Raw genomic sequence first — 19,068 nt, 5'->3', positions numbered from 1 at the left:
TGAGGTGATGATGAGGTGATGAGGGAGTCGGTGCGCCTCTTTCTGCGATCGAGACGCACTCTCCTCTTGACTACTCCCCGCGCTGAAGCGACGGGGATTCCCCGGAGGGATTTCAGAACTTCCGACTTGTCGGACTCATAGGCGAAGTCAAATACGCCTCTATGGGTTGCCCAAAGGCTTCCCTTTACTTGTTTGCGATCGCCTTTGATCTCTCGCCGATGGAACCACTTTGCTACCGACATTTCTGCGTGATGCAAGTCTGCCCTCACGGGATGTTAAGCCCCTTCCATTCGGGTTATCGAGAAGGTAATTCAATTATATCACTGCGGCTAAAGCCGCACGAGTCGCGTTTCCGCCCCGGATTAAAATCACGGGGCTACCACGCTCCCGGACTCTTTCGTGTTACTTTGATTTCGCTTTGGCTGCGCCGTTGGTGACATCTTTGGGAGAGACGACTTCAACTTCTCCTTCGACGTCGGCGCGGATGATGTCGAGGACGAGTTTGGCGTCGCCACTCATGGACTCGCGAAATCGCGTGAGTTCGGCGCAGGTGGAGGCGACTTTTTGTAGGGTTTTGGCGGTTTTGCGATCGCCTGCGATTTCGAGTTCTTCTGGGCTGAGGGGGCGCTTGTCTTCGAGGACGGCCTGCACGACGGACACGAGCGGACGGGCGTCGTGACATGCTTGTTGGTGCGAGACTTGCAAATTTAATAGGTGAGAGAGTTCTTGGGCGCCCCGTTCGACGGGGAGTAAGTCGGCGTTGGGGGTGGGTTCGGAAACTGCCATAATCGATTCCTCTGTGATTCCGTTGGCAAAGCGTTCGGCGGGGAGACGGTCTTCTTCCCACAGGTGGCGGACGAGATCGATCGCCGCTTCCCGGGTTCTGGGACTGTCCCGACGGCCAAACAACCGCACGATAACCCCTTCTCGCGACCCTGGGGGCTTTTCGAGATTATCGACGATGAGATAGCTGACGATTCCTTTGGACACGGATGGGGGGCGGCGTTGGTTGATTTTTAGTTCAATTCAAGATGATTTTAGCAGGTTTGGGGAACACAACGAAGGGGGCGATCGTCGTTTTTCTGAGGTCGATCGATGTCGAACGTCGAGGGGGTTAAGGGTAGCCCGAGCGATCGCGCGGTCGTCGAAGGCTGGACTCGAGTCAATTGGAGAGACTTTCGCTTGAAGTAAGGCTTCAGGAGACTTCTCTAAATTTTATGTTTTTTAAGCCTGTTATTTAAAATAAATCAAATACAATAAAAATATAGGTTTTGTCCGAACATCAATTTTTGGATTGTCGGGGTTTTTCCATTCAAAGCCAATGGAACATCTACTTTTTGCCGCTATAAAAAGTCGTAATTTGGCGGTTTGGATCGGACGATTTTGGCTAATTTGTACGCTATTTTTCGGCTCGGCAAACTCTGCTATTGCAGGACTTCGCCTCGCGAATTTATCTTCGTTTAAAATTAGTTTGCCCCTACCGGAACTGTCCGAGAAACCGTCTCCTTGTACGCCAGAACCCACGGGGTTGGGATTTCCGGGGTTTCAACCGGGAACGCCGCGATCGCAAATTGAAGAAATGGTGGGCGCTCCGGCACAAGTCCAACCGGGATATTGGGAGAATACGACAGCGTTAGTTTACAACTTAATTCCCGAAAAAGTGAGTTTGGGATTTCTGTTTGATAATACCTCCGATCGCTTGCGTCAAACGGAAGCGGCTTTCGCGCGATCGATGGATCGGAATTTAGTGCTTTCGACCCTCGATAGTATGTTGGGCTGTCAGTTAAACGCCTCGATTCGCGATGGCTTCGATCGCGTCTGGACGGGACAAACGTCAGCGTTCTCGTTTTCCCTACCCTCGATCGAAGGCACGATCGCATGGGAAAATGAAACCCGTGTCTATATTGGCATTTGGCAAGACGATTTACACTGACGGGTTTCACTGAAGAAATATGGCCGAACGACGCTACGCCATTTTAGGAACGGGGGCTATCGGAGGATTTTACGGGGCTTGTTTGCAACGGGCGGGGTTTGATGTCCGTTTCCTCCTCAGAAGCGATTACGAGACGGTTCGCCGCGAGGGACTCACCATCGAGTCGGTGGGGGGAGATTTCCGACTTCCCCGCGTTAACGCCTATCGCGATGTGGCGGAAATGCCAAAGTGCGATGGGGTCGTCGTCGCCCTCAAAACTACGCAAAACCACCTGTTACCGAAGCTGTTACCGTCGGTGTTAGCGGACGACGGGGTGGTGTTGGTGTTGCAAAACGGGTTGGGAATTGAAGACGAGGTGGCCGATATTGTAGGCGGCGATCGCGTGGTTGGGGGAATGTGTTTTATTTGTTCGAATAAAGTCGGCCCCGGTCGGGTTCGCCATCTCGATTACGGACCGATCGCCCTGGCCGATTATACGCCAGGGTACGAACCGTTGGGAATCACGCCGCGACTGGAGGCGATCGAACGGGATTTTCAAACCGCCGGAATTGAGATTCAATTACACGAGGATTTGTTATTAGCCCGTTGGAAAAAGCTGGTTTGGAATATTCCGTTTAACGGGTTGTCGGTGGTGTTGGACGCGAAAACCGATCGCTTGATTTTCGATGGGGACAGTCGCCAAGCTGTGGAAAGTTTGATGGCGGAAGTGGTTCGGGGGGCGGCGGCGTGCGATCGCGAAATTCCCGAGGCTTTTGTCTCCAATATGTTGGTGACGACGGAGAAGATGAAACCCTATTTAACCAGTATGAAACTCGACTACGATGGAGGCCGCCCGTTGGAAGTCGAGGCGATTGTGGGAAATCCGCTGAGAATGGCGGCGGAGGCTGGGGCGAGTTTGCCGAAAATTGAGTTGCTTTACCATCAGTTGAAGATCTGCGATCGCTACAATCCCCATCGAGAAGGTTTGGGGGATAGTTGTTAATAGCAACTTCCTAATTTTAAGGCAACATGATTGTCGATTAATGCCAAACTTCCGTCGTCTAAGGTGGCACTAAAAGACTCAAAAAAACGCCGAGGTTTGGGTGGAAAGTGAGAGAAATCGAATTGAGCGTCTCCGTCGGCAATTTTTGCCCAAAAATAACGCAAGCTAGGCACCAGAGGTTCGGCTTCTTCTTGGGATAAATTTAACGGTTCGTCGGTCAACAACCGCAGCATAAACGGACGCGATCGATCCCCCATCCAAGTCCGCGAAATTTTCGGTAAATCGTGCCAGCCTTCGACGCCTTCGACTCGTCCCGATTCGATTTGAAGCCAGGAATTCCCGTGAAGGTCGGTGTAATATTCCAAAATTCGGTAAGGATGGGGATAGGTGACCGTCGAACCCGTGGTGATGTCGTACAGTCCGTTTGAACAGGCCACATCTTGGACGTGGAGATGTCCTGTAAACACCAGTTGAACCTTGTGCGATCGCAACATCTTTTGTAAAACCGGGGCGTTGTCGAGAATATAGCGGCGTCCGAGGGGATTTTGAGACTGACCGGGAAGATGTTCGATGGCGTTGTGGTGAACCATCACCAACACCGTTTCGTCTTTCAGTTGGTTCAGAACGCCGTCTAACCACTGAAGCTGTTTGTCGTCGAGAACGCCGAGTTGGTTTCCCTCGGCGTCGAATTGGTTGGAGTTCAAGCCGATGAGGTGCAATCCCGGTAACAGTTCGCGAGTATAGTAGAGGCGATCGATATCGTCATAGCCGAAATCGCCATAGTAACGGGTGAAATCCCCCAGTCCGATCGATCGATCGTCGGCCACGGGAACGGGAACATCGTGATTTCCGGGGATAACGAAGGCGGGATAGGGGAGTTTCGCCAGTCGAGACGCCAGCCAACGGTGGTTTTCCGGTTCGCCGTGTTGGGTGAGATCGCCGGGAATCAGGAGAAAATCGAGGTCTGCGTCTCGCAGTCGCTCGAAAATCGTCTCTAAAACAGGAATGGAAATTTCCACGAGGTGAAAGCGACTGGGGTTGTCCCATACCGTCTCGGGTAGGGCGATATGTAGATCGCTGACGATCGCAAATCTAAAATTCCGCATTATATCTTTGTTCGATCTCGACGTCGGCTTGTCGCGGTTTGACCGGACGAGTCCACTTCCACAGTGTAGCGAGAACCCTGTCGCTAACGGCGATACTATCTGTGCGAGGGGAAAATTTTCGATTATCGTTGAGAGGAATTCTGGAATTTCAAGAAATCCGGTCTCTGTCTCTTATCCATTGTCAATTGTCAACTATCAATTATTAATTATCAATGAAACCTCTAAAAATATTGCAGATCGTTCCGTCGATTTCCCTGGTGTATGGCGGTCCGAGTCAGATGGTTCGCGGCTTTTCGCAAGCGTTAGCCCGTCAGGGGGCCGACGTCACGGTAATCACTACTGACTCGAACGGTGACGCGGGACAACCGCCGCTAGAGGTTCCTTTAAATCAACCTATTTCCCAAGATGGTTACACGGTTCGTTATTTCCGCTGTTCTCCGTTTCGTCGTTATAAGTTTTCGTTGGACTTGCTGCGGTGGCTGTGGACTCACGCGCAAGAGTACGACATCGCCCATATTCACGCTTTGTTTTCCCCCTTGAGTAGTGTCTCGGCGTGGGTGGCGAGACAGCGAGGACTTCCCTATGTGTTGCGTCCCCTGGGAACCCTCGATCCGGCGGATTTACGGAAGAAGCAGCAACTCAAAAAGCTGTACGCGGCGTTGTTGGAACGGGAAAATTTGGCCAAGGCGGCGGCGATTCACTTTACGAGTTCTGAGGAAGCGAGGATTTCTGAACGGTTTGGCGTTCAAACCACCGATTGGGTGATTCCGTTGGGGGTGACGCCGCCAGAGAATCCTGAAAATGCTGATGAGATTTTGCAGGAGTTGGGAATCGATCGCACTCGTCCGCTGCTGTTGTTTATGTCCCGCATCGAACCGAAAAAGGGATTGGATTTATTGATTCCGGCGTTAGAACGGTTGGTGGCGGCGGGGTTTGACTTTCAGTTTGCCTTAGCGGGAAGCAACCCGCAAGATCCGCAATTCGAGAAAAGTATTGTCGATCGAATCGCCTCTTCCTCCTTGAAAAATCGCTCGATCGTGACGGGATTCGTTGGCGGCGAGGTGAAAGCGGCGTTATTACATGGGGCGGATTTGTTCGTTCTTCCGTCGTATTACGAGAATTTCGGAATTGCGGTGGCGGAAGCGATGGCGGTGGGAACCCCCGTTGCGATTTCCGATCGCGTGCAGATTTGGGAAGCGGTACAAGGGTCGAAATCGGGATGGGTATCGTTGTGTACGGTGGATTCGGTGTTCGATCGTCTGTCTCAAGCGTTATCGGATCTCGAAGAATGCCAGAAACGGGGGAACAACGCTCGCCGCTATGCTTCTCAATATTACAGTTGGGATGCGATCGCGAAACAGGCGATCGAGGCGTATTCTGGAGTGTTGAGAGTTAAGGGTCGATAGGACTCGAGGATATTAAGTGATGAAACGTTGGAATTGGAACTTGCTGTTAAACCTGGTGACGTTGGCGGTGTTAGCCTTGGTGGTGACTTTGCAATGGGTTCGGCCGGCTTCAGCACAGTTTTCGCCGTCGCCTCAACCCACGAGACCGATAAAATGGGAATATCGATCGGTTTCGACGACAGAAGAAACTGACCCCGGCGCCGAACGGTTCGTACAAGATATTCGAGATTTGGGAGAATTAGGATTTGAAATGGTGACTTGTTTGTACGCTCCCGATCGCGATCGAGACGAGTCGATGACCGCTTGTTATTTTAAACGGCCTAAATCTTAAGGGTGGAGCGGGTCGCCGGATTAATAGCTACATCTCAAACGGGTGCATCTCAACCCTGCAAATTCATCGGAGACTAGCTGACTTACTCGATGGAGTGGCTGTTGGGTTCCACGGAGATCCGCACAACCTACAGTTCGTGATTACAGTTCCTTACACCAAAAACATTACAAAATATAGTTGTAAAGGTTATGTTTTTGTATTAAAATCTACCAAAAAAAGATAGATAGTTTAGATATTTTGAGTTAAAATTTGTTTCTCCTCCACCGGAGTCGGTTTGAGCGGAAGACGCACAAAAAATTGAGTTCCCGATTCTGGTTCCGAACGGTATTCTAACGTTCCGCCATGCTGTTGGACGACAATTTGATAGGCGATGGACAAGCCGATTCCTTTGCCTTTTCCGACGGGTTTGGTCGTAAAAAACGGGTCGAAAATTTTATCTTTAATAGCGTCTGGAATGCCGTTTCCGTTGTCAGAAATGGTGACTTCAATGCCGTTTTCTGGTGTTTTCTGGGTTCGTATCTCCAGTTGGGGTTTCCAATCCCTTTCTCGGACGATCGCTGCTTCTTCTAAGGCATCGATCGCATTTTCGATCGCCCCTAAAAAGACTTGATTGAGCGAGCTGGCGTAACCTTCAATTTTTGGAATTTCTCCGTAATTCTTGATAATTTCAACTGAGAAATCTCCCACCTCGTCTCGACAGCGATGTTCGAGAATTGACAGGGATAAATCTAGGGAATGATGGAGGTCGATCGTTTGAAGTCCCGCTCGATCGCTGCTAGAAAATTCTTGCAAAGAAATGACAATTTCTCGAATTCGTTCCGCACCGTCTTTCATTGAAGACACGACGCTATTCATATCTTTTACGATAAAATTAATATCGAGATCTTCGAGTTGTTCTAAAAAACTATCTCTCGAAAAATTGGGGTTTTTGGCAACATTTTGAATTAAGCTTGATAGCGTGTTGCTATATTCTCGGACATAAGTTAAATTGCCGTAAATAAAACTAATAGGATTGTTGATTTCGTGGGCAATTCCGGCAACCAAACGCCCCAAGCTCGACATTTTTTCACCGTGAACTAACTGAGCTTGAGCGGCTTGTAACTCTTTCAAAGATTGACTTAACTCTTGGTTGAGTTGATTGAGCCGCAACCCCGCCCGAACTCGGGCCAACAACTCCTCTGTTTCGATGGGTTTAGAAATAAAATCGTCCGCTCCCGCATCCAAACCGCGAACGCGATCGTCGAGATGTTCTCGAGCAGTCAACAAAATAAAAAAGGCAGCTTCTAACTCCGGTTGGGCTTTAATACGACGGCAGAGGTCGAGTCCGTCGATTTTCGGCATCATCCAATCACAAATCATTAAATTCGGACGGTATTCTAACGCCAGTTCCCAGCCTTGCTGTCCGTCGTCGGCGACGAACACTTCGTGTCCTTCAGTTTCGAGCAAATCCTGTAAAACGAGTTGGGTCGTAATTTCGTCGTCAATAATTAAGATGCGTGTCATATCTGGGTCGATCCTTGCAGCAGCGTGTGAACTACCACTCATCATCGCGAGGCGATTGATGAGTGGCTTCCAGCTTCAGTGGGAATTGCCTCGGGAAGCGTCGAACGAATTCGACCTCCCTTTAGCCTTACATTCCCTCCACTGGCAGTTGCCCCGGTTCCCGAGGCCATGATCCGCAAGCCTTCGTTTTTGAGATTAATTGCCGCATTGATGTCTCGGTCGTGAATCTGACCACATTGCGGACATTCAAACGACCGCACGTCGAGTCCCATCTTGGGTAACGGCAATAGAGTTTCAGAACAGAGGTGAGTGCTAGGAAAGAATCGATCCACTTCCAAATAGACTTTCCCTTCTCCCTCAGCCTTGTATTTGAGCAGGGTCGAAAACATTCCCCACCCCACGTCACTTATCGCCTTGGCAAGGCTATGGTTTTTAACCATGTTTATCCCCCCTTGAGTTCCCCCCTTATTAAGGGGGGTTAGGGGGGATTCCACCACAATCACTTGGTTTTCGTTGACTATCTTGCGGGATAGCTTGTGGAGAAAATCCGCTCGAGAGTTGGCAATCTTGCTGTGAACTCGCGCCACTAACCGCTTGGCTTTTCGACGAGAGTTCGACCCTTGCTGTTTTCTCGAAAGTTTTCGCTGTTTGCGCTTGAGGTTGCGCTCGTGCTTCTTGAGGTGACGGGGATTGTTATATTTCTCACCGTCAGAAGTCACGGCAAAATGCTTCAACCCCAAATCAATACCAATGGCTTTGCCGCTGGCATTGGGTTCCGGTTTCTCAGAACCGTCATCGATAAGGATTGAAGCGTGATAACGACCGTCGGGATTGCGACTAACCGTTACAGTTTTGATTTGCCCTTCAAACCAACGATGAACGCGACAGTACACCTCTCCAATCTTGGGAAGATGCAACTTATTGCCTTCGAGTCTGACGTTTTGTGGGTATTGAAGGGATTGGCGTTTGTGCTTGCTTTTAAATCGTGGATATCGAGCGCGTCCCTCGAAGAAGTTTACAAACGCTCTCGAGAGGTTGAGTACCGAACTTTGTAAACACTGAGAATAAGTTTCTCCAAGCCACTCCAACTCTCGCTTCCACTGGGGAAGCATTTTTTTGAGTGCCATCCCCGAGATGCCTTTCCCGGTTTGGCGGTAGGCTTCAGTCGTCAGTTGCAGAGAACGGTTCCACACAAAACGGCAGCAGCCAAAGGCTTTCGCCAGGGCAACTTCCTGTTCTGGGGTGGGATAGATTCTTAGCTTGACGACTTTCATTAGAGACGGCGAGCTTTGTACTAAGGCTAGTATAACAGAGCGAACGGCTTACCCGCCACTTTACCGCCGCGTACAGGCTACGCTTCAATCGGAGATTAGAAACGTAGGATTCTCGCGGTTCAGGCTAAAGGCGATTTTAAAAGCCGATGGCGTTATGGAGTGTCGTTGTCTTGGCTGCGAACAAACGCACGGATGCGATCGAGGTCGGCCGTTAACGAATCGACGATCGCGCCGACGCGATCTAAATTGTCCTTTAACTTATCGTGTCGTGCGAGTTGTTCCAACGCCGCCGCCCCGTCAGACATTCCCTGCGCTCCCACGTTAGCCGCCGCTCCTTTGAGACGGTGGGCTTTTTCGATAACCATCTGGCGATCGCCCTCCTGCAAGGCGCGATCGAATTCCTCGAGATCCGTTTGCGTCGAGCGGACGAACGCATCGAGCAATCGGTGTTGCAAGCTGACTTTTCCTCGGGAAACTTTTCGCAGGCGATCGAGATCGAGGGGAAAGCCTTCAGAAAACGCCTCCGACGTTTCCGCCGAAACCTTCTCCGGCTGTGACTCCTGGCCCTCGTCGTCCGCCGTGGCCGACATCTCGTCCGGGGTGGAATCGTCCCCCGGTTCTTGTCCCGTCCAGCGTTCGAGGGTTTTCACCAAAACGTCCAAATCCACAGGTTTGGGGATGTAATCGTCCATCCCCGCAGCCAAACACTTATCGCGATCGGCGGGCATCGCGTGAGCCGTCAGCGCCACGACGGTCGTATGCTGGCGGTTTCCTTCGCGGCGGCGCAGTTCCCGCGTGGCGGCGTAACCGTCGAGAACGGGCATCTGACAGTCCATCAACACGATATCGTACTGTTTTTGGCTCGTCCGCTCCAAGGCTTCCTGGCCGTTCGAGGCACAGTCGGCGTGACAGCCGAGTTCCTCCAGTTGAGATAAAATCACCTGCTGGTTGGTGGGATGGTCTTCGACAACCAGCAACGTCAACCCCGAAAAATCCATTGAAGACAGGGGTTTCGGCGGTTGGGACGCTGCCAGTTCCTCGTCATCGCGCACTTCCGGCGCGATCGCCGCAATCAAGGCATCGAACAAGCGCGAGGCGCGGACGGGCTTGAGGAAATAACTAGCCGCCCCGCGTTCGAGAAGCCGTTCCGCCATCTGCTGGTCTTTGATATTACTCATCACCACCACCTTCGTCTTAGTCAGCACCGGATTCTCGTTGATGGTGTCGAGGAACTGTTCGAGATCGATATCCGAAAGTTGTAGGTCGAGAATCAAAATATTGAAGGGGCGAGAGGTCTCGGCCGCCTCTTGCAGCCTATCCAGCGCCAGATCGCAGGTTTGAACGTTCGTAATGTCGTCCATGCCCCAAGACTGCACCAAATACTGCACGGACTGGCAAGTAGTGGCGTTATCGGCAGCCACCAGCAACCGCAAGCGGCTCATGTCCAAGGGCAACATGGGTAACGCCGAGGAGGGAATCGAGTCGGCCAGTTCCAGGCGCACGGTAAACCAGAAAATCGACCCGATCCCTTCGACGCTTTCCACGCCGATTTCCCCGTCCATCAACTGCACCAGTTGTTTGGCGATGGCCAGTCCCAACCCCGTCCCGCCGTACTGTCGGGTGGTGGAGGTATCCACTTGGGAAAAAGACTGAAACAGCTTTTGCTGGCCTTCTTTGGAAATGCCGATGCCCGTATCGCGCACGGCAAAGCGAATCCGAACGCAGGCGGGGGTTTCCGCTTTGAGCGCCGCTTGCACCACCACTTCCCCTTGGTCGGTGAATTTGATGGCGTTGCCTACCAAATTCAAGAGAATTTGTCGCAAGCGGGCGGGATCGCCCCGCAGGTGGCGGGGAACGTCGCGATCGAGCAAGGTGGCCAACTCCAACCCCTTTTCTTCGGCTTGGGTAGCCATGACGTCGAGAACGTCTTCGATGAGGCGATCGAGGTCGAAGTCGATGGCCTCGAGTTCCATTTCTCCGGCTTCGAGTTTGGAAAAGTCGAGGATGTCGTTAATCAACGTCAGTAGATGTTGGGCGCTGCGTTGAATGGCTTGCACGTATTCCCGCTGTTGTTGTTTGAGCGGGGTACGAGACAACAAACTGGTCATGCCCAATACGCCGTTCATGGGGGTGCGGATTTCGTGGCTCATGTTGGCTAAAAAGTCCGCTTTGAACTGAGCGGCGCGTTCGGCTTCCACTCGAGCCTTTACGAGATCGTCGATACGTTCGGTGACGATAATGATGCCGCCGATATTTCCTTCGGGACAGTACCACGGGTGAATGGCCGATCGCAGGTAAATTCGCTCTCCGTTCGATCGCTCCCACACCAATTCGGGATTGGAAATCACTTGTCCGGCGAGGGCGTTACGATGGTCGTCTTGGCGCTGTTGGCTCAAGTCGGGGAAGACTTCGTAATGATGGCGTCCGAGGAGGTTTTCGCCGTCGAGGTTGTAGTCGCTGAGCCATTTGACGCTGAAGGCCAGGTAACGCATATCTGTATCGAACATGGCCATGGCTACGGGGGCATTCGTCACCACTTGGCGTAACTGTTGCTGTTCCCGTTCCAGGGAGGCGATCGCCCGTTGGGTTTCGGCGTAGAGGTGCGCTTGGTTGACGGCGATACCCAGTTGTCCCACTACTCGGCGCATCAGTTCTCGTTCGTCGCTGTTGAGTTTGAAGGGGAGGCTGTGTCGGCAGATGAGATAACCCGGCGTCCCGAGTCGCGTGGGAATGGGAAAGGCGGAGTAACAGTTGGGGGCTAGTTCGATGGTGTCGCCGGAGGGTTCGGCGATAAGGGTGACGGCATCGCCCTGACGCAAGGCGACATCGAGATCGGTATTGGAACTGGCCGATCGCAACTCTTGGGCCCACTGCGGCCGTTCGACTTGGCAATATTGGGACAGGATTTGCAGGGTTTGATGTTGGCGATCGTGCCAGGCGAAGGCGATGCAATCGAAAACCAGTAAGTTGGCTAAGTCTTTGAGGGTTGGCGGTAAGGTTTTGTTGAGGTCGAGGGAAGCGTGCAGGCGGCTCGTCAGACCGTTGAGGAGGGATTCGCGGGCAGCCCGGGCCCTGGCCTGTTCGGAGGCTTGGATTTGCTGTCCCGCCAGGACGGTGGCGGCGGCCAGGATGAAGCCGAGAACGCCGGCCAGGATGTTGAGCGATCGCAGTTGGTTTTCGATGTTTTCTCGCGGAATGACCAACACGATCGACCAGTTTTCGAGGGGTTGGTGCGCCACGTAAACCACTTCACCGTCGATTTGGGTGCGATCGATGCGGTGATCGCTATGGCGGATTTGACGGGCGATCTGGGTTTCCATCACCGCCGCGATATCCTCTTGGGATCGATCGGCGTCATCGCCGTCCCAAGCCAATTCTTGGGATTCGAGGTAGGCGATGGGTTCTCCTTCGGCGTCGATGGCGAAGGCGTAGCTTCCCGGCCCGTAGTTGAGGCGGTTGACCACTTTGGTAAACTGCTCGATGCCGATCGCCCCGGTAAGGGTGCCGAGAGGTTCGCGATCGGGATCGTTGGGATCGTTCCAGATCGGGGCGCTCACGGCAATAATAGGAACGTTAGACGCCCGTCCGATAACTGGTTTGCTCACTTGAATCTGCCCTTGCATCGCCCCTTGAAAGTGTTGGCGATCGGCGATATTTCCCGTTTGTCCCCGTTGGTTGCGAAAGGAGCCGTCGGGGAGTACCAAGGACAGGGTGAGGAAGTTATCGAGCCGTTCGGTTTCTTGTTCGAGGTAGGGGCGAATTGTTTCCCAGTCGAGACTGCGGGCGGTGGGAGTACTCGAAATCGCTTCGATATAGGTTTTTTGGGTGGTAAACCAATCGTCGATTTCGTTGACGCCTTCTTGCAGGGCGGTTGAGGCGCTTTGTTTGAGATGGTCGAGGAGCAGTTCTCGCACCACTTGATAGCTCAGCCAAGCCGTTAAGCTCACTCCGACGGCTAAACTCCCGAGCATTAAATATACCAGGAGATGGCGGGGGCGCCATCCCGATTGATGGCGTTTCGTCCAACGATGCCACAGTTGTTTGAAATTGAGTTGAAAAAGTTTGGAATAACTCAAAACTGTATTCTATCCTTTTTTGGCGTTTGACAATCGCAGGTTACGAACGGACTTCAATACGCTTTCACGCCTCGATCGGATGCGATCGCTTGGCAGCGTTTCCAACTGGACTGATGCAGACCCTCAATGTCTTAATGTGTCTTAATGTCGTTCCGTTTCTGCCGTGTTAAGAGGAGGAAGACTGAGAAACTGGGTTTCAATGCCGATACTGGGGAACGCCCGAGGGCATTCCGTGATTTCAGACTCGAGAACCGCACGAGAAACCGGGAGCTTCACTCTTTTACTCTTTTGTTGAGAGACTGAAATTTTTGAGAAACACCCCACTTTAGACGATTCCATCATGGGTATTGTAAAGACCACCAATAGATTTCAGAAACCCTATCGCTTGAAGACGCTAGATTTCGGATATTTGATATCTGGTCGATCCCCACTTTCTGACCCTTTACACCAGGTAAGAGGTACCCGGTTGGCTCTCTCCAAAATTTCCGGTTTTTGGCAACTGACAACAGTACTGACAACAGTTAAAATCCCCCTCCAAGCGATCGAACGTCGCAACGGTTACTCAGGGGATTTTTGAAAAAAACTTTAAAAATTTAATACTTTTTTAACTTAACCTAGTTTAACACTGCTGGTAAGAATTCTCAAGGGATACCGCGAGGGAGCGATCGCATACATCTCTCGATTGCTTAATATCGCTTAATGTCAATATAAGCAAATCCAATTGATCGGCAAAAACAGGGCGAACAAGAAAGAATGATAAAATACCTTCGTCCGACCCCCTCGAACTGACTGACACGCGCGCGAACTAACGATGAAAAAACTCCTCAAAGGTCTGCGGGAATTCCAATCGACCTACTTCAGCACCCACCGCGAGCTATTTGAAGAACTGTCTCACGGTCAAAAACCGCGCATCTTGTTCGTGACTTGCTCTGATTCGCGTGTCGTCCCGAACCTGATCACGAACGCACAAGCAGGAGAACTGTTCGTCATCCGCAACGCCGGAAACATCATCCCCCCCTTCGGTGCCGCCAACGGTGGAGAAGGGGCGGCTGTCGAATACGCCGTCCAAGCCTTGGGCATCGAACATATCATCGTCTGCGGACATTCCCATTGCGGCGCCATGAAAGGACTGCTCAAACGCAGTAGCTTAGAAGACGAAATGCCCTTGGTGTACGAGTGGCTCAAACACGCCGAAGCCACCCGCCGCCTGCTCAAAGAAAACTATTCAACCCTAGAAGGCGAACCCCTCCTCGACGTAGCGATCGCCGAAAACGTCTTAACGCAAATCGACAACCTACGAACCTACCCCGTAGTTCACGCTAAACTACATCAACGGAAGCTGCACCTTCACGCCTGGGTTTACCACATCGAAACTGGCGAAGTATTGGAGTACGACGCCATGCGTCACGCCTTCGTTACCCCGGACGAAAACACCAACGTAGAAGCCTCGCCGATGCAGTGTGTCCTGTCGCTTCCCGATTCCATCGACGATTTGTCGCCCCACAAACTGCACCAACTCGAAGCCGTCGAAGACTATCGCAAAGACCCAGAAATGCCCTGGCTGTCTAGCGAACAAACCGCTCGCATTTACGGTGGTTAGAAAGTCGATGTCCGAGGCGGTTCAAAGCATTAAACTCGACCAATTCCTCAAATGGGTAGGCGCCGTCAATACGGGCGGCGAAGCCAAAATCCTGATTCAGTACGGGGAAGTGGCCGTCAACGGAGAAGTCGAAACGCGACGGGGACGAAAACTCGTCGATGGCGATGTCGTCTTCGCCCAAGGACAAAGCTATCAAGTGGAACTGCCAGGGGATGATGTGATGATGTGACGAAGGGATGAGAAGAAGCCCGAAAACCCGTAGCGGCGTTGCAAGCAACGCCGCTACGGGTAAAATTGCGGTCTAACGGAGAGGGGGGGATTCGAACCCCCGATGGGTTTGACCCCATAACGGATTTCGAGTCCGCCGCATTCAACCGCTCTGCCACCTCTCCAGGTGCGAACCCCATCCTAGCACAAGTCGGGGGTCTGGTTCAAGGCCTTGACAAAACTCCGTCTCCTTATTTCAACTCCTAAACCTTCGCCGCGCGATTGAGACCGCGATCTTCCACATCTCGCGCTTTCTTCCCGCGCCAAATCAGACGCATCGGCGTCCCGGTAAACCCGAGTTGTTCGCGGATTTGCCGTTCGATGTAGCGGCGATAGTTGTCGTTAAACCGCTTCGGGTCGTTGACAAATAAGGCAATGGTCGGCGGTTGGGTTCGCACTTGCGTTCCGTAGTAAATCTTACCTTGGCGACCTTGGCGGTTCGTCGGCGGCGATTTCCAGGTGAGGGCTTCTTCGAGAACTTCGTTAATGACAGAAGTGGAAACGCGGCGTTGGTGTTCGGAGGCGGCCACGTCCACCAAATCGAGGATTTTGTGAACCCGCTGGCCGGTTTTGGCGCTAACGTACACCCGTTCGGCCCAACTCATGTAATAAAGGCGATCGTCGAGGTGGCGATCGTAGTCGTAGATGGTATGGGAGTCTTTATCCACGGCGTCCCATTTGTTGACTACTAAGACGCAGGCGCGACCTTCATCGACGACGCGGCCGAGGAGTTTTTGGTCTTGTTCGGTTACGCCGTCGATGGCGTCGATAACCAGTAACACCACGTCGGCGCGGCGAATGGCTTTGAAGGCGCGGTTAATGCTGAAGAATTCCGCCCCGTATTCGACGTTTTTCTTTTTACGGATTCCGGCGGTGTCGATGAGGCGATAGCGGGTGTCGTTGCGTTCGATGAGGGTGTCGATGGTGTCGCGGGTGGTGCCGGAAATGGGGCTGACGATCGCCCGGGTTTGTCCGACGAAGGCGTTGAGGAGACTGGATTTACCCACGTTGGGACGACCGACGATCGCCACTTTGATTTCTGCGGTTTCGGGGATTTCGTCGATGGGGGGAAGATAGGCGATGGCCGCATCGAGGAGATCTCCGAGTCCACTGCCGTGAATTCCGGAGATGGCATAGGGTTCGCCGAGTCCTAATTCCCAAAACTGCGCCGCTTGGATGAGTCCCTGGTCGGGGGATTCGCATTTGTTGACGGCCAGGAGAACCGGGACGCTTTGCTGGCGCAACCAGTCGGCGATTTCGGCGTCGGCTGGGGTGGGACCGAGTTGACCGTCTACGACGAAAATGGCGACGCTGGCTTCGGCCAGGGCGTACATGGCTTGTTGGCGGATTTCGGGGAGAAATTCGGTATCGTCGTCGAAGACTAAGCCGCCGGTATCGACGACTTGAAACTCGCGGTCTTGCCAAAAGGCTTGTTTGTAGGTGCGATCGCGGGTGATACCGGGTTCGTCGTGAACGATGGCTTCTTTGCGTCCGGCGAGGCGGTTGACGATGGTGGATTTGCCGACGTTGGGACGGCCGATAATGGCAACAATAGGAAGTGACATGGTGCGGAGCTAGAAATTTCTGTGAAGGGAAAGTTTGTTTAACGGCTTGCGCGATCGCAATACCAAACACATCATTATAGCTTGTTTTTTTGAGTTTTTTAAAAGGGGCGGCGGTGGCGTTAAGACGGGCGGCCGGCGGTGCGATCGCCCCCCAATTGGTGAATCTGCCGTTCGATGGCCGCCGCCTCGAGGGGTTTTGCAAACAGATAGCCTTGGCCGTAGCGACATCCCCACTGTCTTAACTGGGTTTGCTGCATGGTGGTTTCGATGCCTTCGGCCACCACGGCAATGTTGAGTTTGCGGGCTAAGGCAATGGCGGATTTCACGATTTCAGAACTGTTGGTGTTGATGCCGATTTTTTGGGTGAAGGAGCGATCGAGTTTTAAGCCATCGACGGGAAAGGAATTGAGATAGTTTAAGGAGGAGTAGCCGATGCCGAAATCGTCGAGATAAAATTCCACCCCCATCGATCGCAGTTGGGTAATTTGCGATCGCGTGATGTCCGTCGGTTCGAGAAGACTGCGTTCGGTAATCTCCAGTTTGAGCTGCTGCGGCGGTAAGTCCAAGTCCTCGAGAAGCCTCGCCACCTCCGCGCATAACGCCTCGTCGTCGAACTGACAACTGGTGAAGTTGACCCCCATTTGTAGGTGTTGGGCTTCCGGAAAGCGCGATCGCCACTGGTGTAGTTGTGTGCAGGCGGTTTTCAGCATCCAGCGATCGATCTCGAAAATTTGATTCGTCCGTTCCGCCAGCGGAATAAACGTCACGGGAGAGACTAGCCCCCGTTGGGGATGGTTCCAGCGCACTAAAGCTTCAAATCCCGCCAAGCGATCGGCGCCCAAGTCGATAATCGGTTGATAGTAAGCTTGCAGTTGGTTGCGTTCGATGGCGTGGCGCAAATCCGCTTCTAATTCTAATAACACCAGCCATCGATCGGCTTTCGAGCCGTTGAGTTCTAATCCTTCAACCGAACCGAGTTTAAGTTGTAGCGACTGTTGGCGTTTGCGAAGTAGTTTGGCGATGTGGACTTGCAGTTCTGTTTTGGGAATCGGCGTTACGATAATTTCATCGACGAACTGCCACAATTGACGGTTCGGAAACGAAGATTTGAGTTGAGAGCAGAACAGCAAAATCGGCACAGAAACTGGATATTCGCGATTTTGTCGCGCTTGCAAGCGTTTTTGACACCGTTGAAAGGCGAGGCTGTCTACGATACACAAGTCGAACCACTGTTCGATCGCTTCGTCGTCTTCCGCCACACAAACGTCGTAATTCAGACTGAGCCATTCGGCTAACAGGCGTCGGTTTTCTTTTCGATCGACCAGTAGTAGAATTCTCGACATCGGCTCCTCGTTTGTTTAACCTTTTTCGGACATCGAAGCCACTCCCTTTTATTTTACAGGGTTTTTGTTTTCATGTCGTGTTTGGGATAAATATGATAGCAGGCCACCGCGAAACCAGCGATTTAACCGACCCAAAAACTATTCGATCGAACCTTGTTTGAGTTGTTTTTTTATTTGTTTTGAATTGGGTATAGATTGATTTGTTATGCACAAAACTTACTGGATTGACAGTCAAAAAAGTATTTTCCGAGCCGATAGACAGTTTCAAAAGTTTGATAGAAACCCGTTCGGTTTAAAATCCTCACAAATCGGGTATCTATAAATCTCGAGTTTCAGATTTCCTGCGCTCCGACTTCTTTTTAGGAATTGCAGCAGACAACAGCCCTTTCAAATGACGTAAAGGAAGGCCGACTTTAATGCCATAGCGGGTAATTTGAAATTCTCGCAGTGTTTTCTCAAAATCGCTCATGCGTTTTTTCAGGACGCCGATAGCTTTGCGAATTTCGTTTTTGAACTCAAAATACCGCAAAAAAATAATATTATCCGCAATATAAGAAATTCCGATTTCCGTTGCCCGAAAATCCCCGGTAATCGTTTCAGTTTCGTTGACCAAAATTGCCGTAATTCCCATATTTCTAAGATACTGACAGAGAACGTGCAACCGCCGTACCAAATCCCCCGTAGGAATCGACAAACGATAGCCGGAAATACTATCGATGGTGACAATTTTGGCCGAGAAATGTTCCACTTCTCGGCGCACGATTTCCGTAAACTCGTCCGGCGATACCATTAACGGTTCGATAGAAACCACCGACAGCGTACCGCGATTTTTCATCGCCCGCACGGGAATATTAATCGACTCGCAACGGTTGAGAAAGGTTTCTTCCGCTTCGTCAAATAGATACACCACCGAACGCTCGCCGCGTCCAGCGGCTTCTTTCATAAATTGAGCGGCGAGGGTAGTTTTTCCCACGCCACTGGGTCCAGTTAAAATGGTAACAGTTCCCCGTTCGATTCCACCGTGAAGCAGTTCGTCCACTTCCGGAATTCCCGAGGGAATCGATTCGGACACGAAATCCTGGCCGTAATTCCCCGACACGAGACGAGGATAGACTTCGATGCCGCAATTGGCTTTAACTTTCATAGCATGAAGCCCTTTATAAAAGTCCGATCCCCGGAATTTTTGAACGGAGACAAACCGCTCTCCCCCGCGCAAATCGAAATTAAAAATTCCGTCGCTCATAAACTGTAAGTCGTTGTCGGGAAACTCCGCGCTGGTTTCGGAAACGAACAGCACCGTAGCCCCGCGTTCTTGTAAAAATCGCAGGAAGGATAAGACTTGTTTTCGGAATTGAAATCCGTCGCTGGCTAAATAGCGAAATTGCGTCATGGAATCGACAAATACGCGACGGGGTTGCAGGGTTTCAATGCGTTCGATAATCAATTGCGCGATGGGATCGCGTTCGACTTCCGCCGCTGAAAAAATATCGTAAGTTTGAAACTGCGTAAAAAATTCTGGACGGGGGCTGAGATCGAGAAATTCGATTCCGTCGAGATCGAATCCCATCAAACTTCCGTTGCGGCGAATTTGCGCTTCCGATTCTCCAAGCGTAATGTAAAGGGGTCGCTCGCCGGTACGGGTCACTTAAGGTGGCAAGTCTCGAAAGCTTCTTAGAGAAAGC

15 protein-coding genes and 1 tRNA gene are annotated in these 19,068 nt (G+C 51.8%); 6 read left to right on the top strand and 10 right to left on the bottom strand.

The window, feature by feature from the left end; genetic code table 11:
• Window positions 1-402: 402 nt before the first annotated feature.
• A complete protein-coding gene (locus ACP5D4_RS08170; protein ID WP_428011136.1) occupies window positions 403-990 on the bottom strand; it encodes a hypothetical protein in 588 nt (195 codons plus the stop codon).
• 331 nt (window positions 991-1,321) lie between these two features.
• Here ACP5D4_RS08170 and ACP5D4_RS08165 point away from each other — a divergent pair, with 331 nt between their 5' ends.
• Window positions 1,322-1,933, top strand: a complete 612-nt coding sequence (locus ACP5D4_RS08165; RefSeq protein ID WP_428011135.1) for a hypothetical protein — start codon at window positions 1,322-1,324, stop codon at window positions 1,931-1,933.
• Window positions 1,934-1,952: 19 nt separating this feature from the next.
• Window positions 1,953-2,915 carry a putative 2-dehydropantoate 2-reductase gene (locus tag ACP5D4_RS08160; RefSeq protein ID WP_428011134.1) on the top strand — a complete coding sequence of 321 codons (963 nt, stop codon included), beginning with the start codon at window positions 1,953-1,955 and terminating at the stop codon, window positions 2,913-2,915.
• Here the strand turns inward: ACP5D4_RS08160 and ACP5D4_RS08155 are convergent.
• Window positions 2,912-4,024 carry a metallophosphoesterase family protein gene (locus ACP5D4_RS08155; RefSeq protein ID WP_428011155.1) on the bottom strand — a complete coding sequence of 371 codons (1,113 nt, stop codon included), beginning with the start codon at window positions 4,022-4,024 and terminating at the stop codon, window positions 2,912-2,914. The two genes, ACP5D4_RS08160 and ACP5D4_RS08155, sit on opposite strands and share 4 nt — an antisense overlap.
• A 209-nt stretch (window positions 4,025-4,233) precedes the next feature.
• On the opposite strand from ACP5D4_RS08155, the gene hpsP reads away from it, so the two are divergent.
• A complete protein-coding gene (gene hpsP / locus ACP5D4_RS08150; protein ID WP_428011133.1) occupies window positions 4,234-5,427 on the top strand; it encodes a hormogonium polysaccharide biosynthesis glycosyltransferase HpsP in 1,194 nt (397 codons plus the stop codon).
• Window positions 5,428-5,446: 19 nt separating this feature from the next.
• Window positions 5,447-5,758, top strand: coding sequence for a hypothetical protein (locus tag ACP5D4_RS08145; protein WP_428011132.1), 312 nt, complete (start codon window positions 5,447-5,449; stop codon window positions 5,756-5,758).
• Window positions 5,759-5,986: 228 nt separating this feature from the next.
• Here the strand turns inward: ACP5D4_RS08145 and ACP5D4_RS08140 are convergent, their stop codons facing one another.
• The 4 genes from ACP5D4_RS08140 to ACP5D4_RS08125 all read right to left on the bottom strand — a co-directional run bounded on the left by ACP5D4_RS08140 (window position 5,987) and on the right by ACP5D4_RS08125 (window position 12,887).
• Window positions 5,987-7,261 carry a sensor histidine kinase gene (locus ACP5D4_RS08140; RefSeq protein WP_428011131.1) on the bottom strand — a complete coding sequence of 425 codons (1,275 nt, stop codon included), beginning with the start codon at window positions 7,259-7,261 and terminating at the stop codon, window positions 5,987-5,989.
• A gap of 41 nt (window positions 7,262-7,302) precedes the next feature.
• Window positions 7,303-8,535, bottom strand: a complete 1,233-nt coding sequence (locus ACP5D4_RS08135; RefSeq protein WP_428011130.1) for an RNA-guided endonuclease InsQ/TnpB family protein — start codon at window positions 8,533-8,535, stop codon at window positions 7,303-7,305.
• 152 nt (window positions 8,536-8,687) lie between these two features.
• Window positions 8,688-12,611 (bottom strand): response regulator, encoded by a 3,924-nt coding sequence (locus ACP5D4_RS08130; protein WP_428011129.1) that lies wholly within the window; start codon window positions 12,609-12,611, stop codon window positions 8,688-8,690.
• A gap of 141 nt (window positions 12,612-12,752) precedes the next feature.
• A complete protein-coding gene (locus tag ACP5D4_RS08125) occupies window positions 12,753-12,887 on the bottom strand; it encodes a hypothetical protein (RefSeq protein WP_428011128.1) in 135 nt (44 codons plus the stop codon).
• Window positions 12,888-13,422: 535 nt separating this feature from the next.
• Between ACP5D4_RS08125 and ACP5D4_RS08120 the strand changes: the two genes are divergently transcribed.
• A complete protein-coding gene (locus tag ACP5D4_RS08120) occupies window positions 13,423-14,211 on the top strand; it encodes a carbonic anhydrase (protein WP_428011127.1) in 789 nt (262 codons plus the stop codon).
• Between the two features lie 7 nt (window positions 14,212-14,218).
• Window positions 14,219-14,440 carry an RNA-binding S4 domain-containing protein gene (locus ACP5D4_RS08115; protein WP_428011126.1) on the top strand — a complete coding sequence of 74 codons (222 nt, stop codon included), beginning with the start codon at window positions 14,219-14,221 and terminating at the stop codon, window positions 14,438-14,440.
• Between the two features lie 76 nt (window positions 14,441-14,516).
• On the opposite strand, the gene ACP5D4_RS08110 is transcribed toward ACP5D4_RS08115, so the two are convergent.
• From ACP5D4_RS08110 to ACP5D4_RS08095, 4 genes are all read right to left on the bottom strand, one after another.
• Window positions 14,517-14,603 (bottom strand) — tRNA-Ser (locus ACP5D4_RS08110).
• Between the two features lie 78 nt (window positions 14,604-14,681).
• Window positions 14,682-16,043, bottom strand: coding sequence for a ribosome biogenesis GTPase Der (der, locus tag ACP5D4_RS08105; RefSeq protein ID WP_428011125.1), 1,362 nt, complete (start codon window positions 16,041-16,043; stop codon window positions 14,682-14,684).
• Window positions 16,044-16,162: 119 nt separating this feature from the next.
• The gene (locus ACP5D4_RS08100) at window positions 16,163-17,386 is read right to left on the bottom strand and encodes an EAL domain-containing protein (RefSeq protein ID WP_428011124.1); all 1,224 of its coding nucleotides are present in this window, start codon (window positions 17,384-17,386) and stop codon (window positions 16,163-16,165) included.
• A 316-nt stretch (window positions 17,387-17,702) separates the two neighbouring features.
• Window positions 17,703-19,031, bottom strand: coding sequence for an ATPase domain-containing protein (locus ACP5D4_RS08095; RefSeq protein WP_428011123.1), 1,329 nt, complete (start codon window positions 19,029-19,031; stop codon window positions 17,703-17,705).
• Window positions 19,032-19,068 lie beyond the last annotated feature (37 nt).

This window comes from Baaleninema sp., assembly GCF_049974805.1.
GTDB lineage: Bacteria > Cyanobacteriota > Cyanobacteriia > Cyanobacteriales > Geitlerinemataceae > Baaleninema.
The sequence above is the reverse complement of the archived record's forward strand: the minus strand, read 5'-3'. Positions and strand labels throughout refer to the sequence as shown.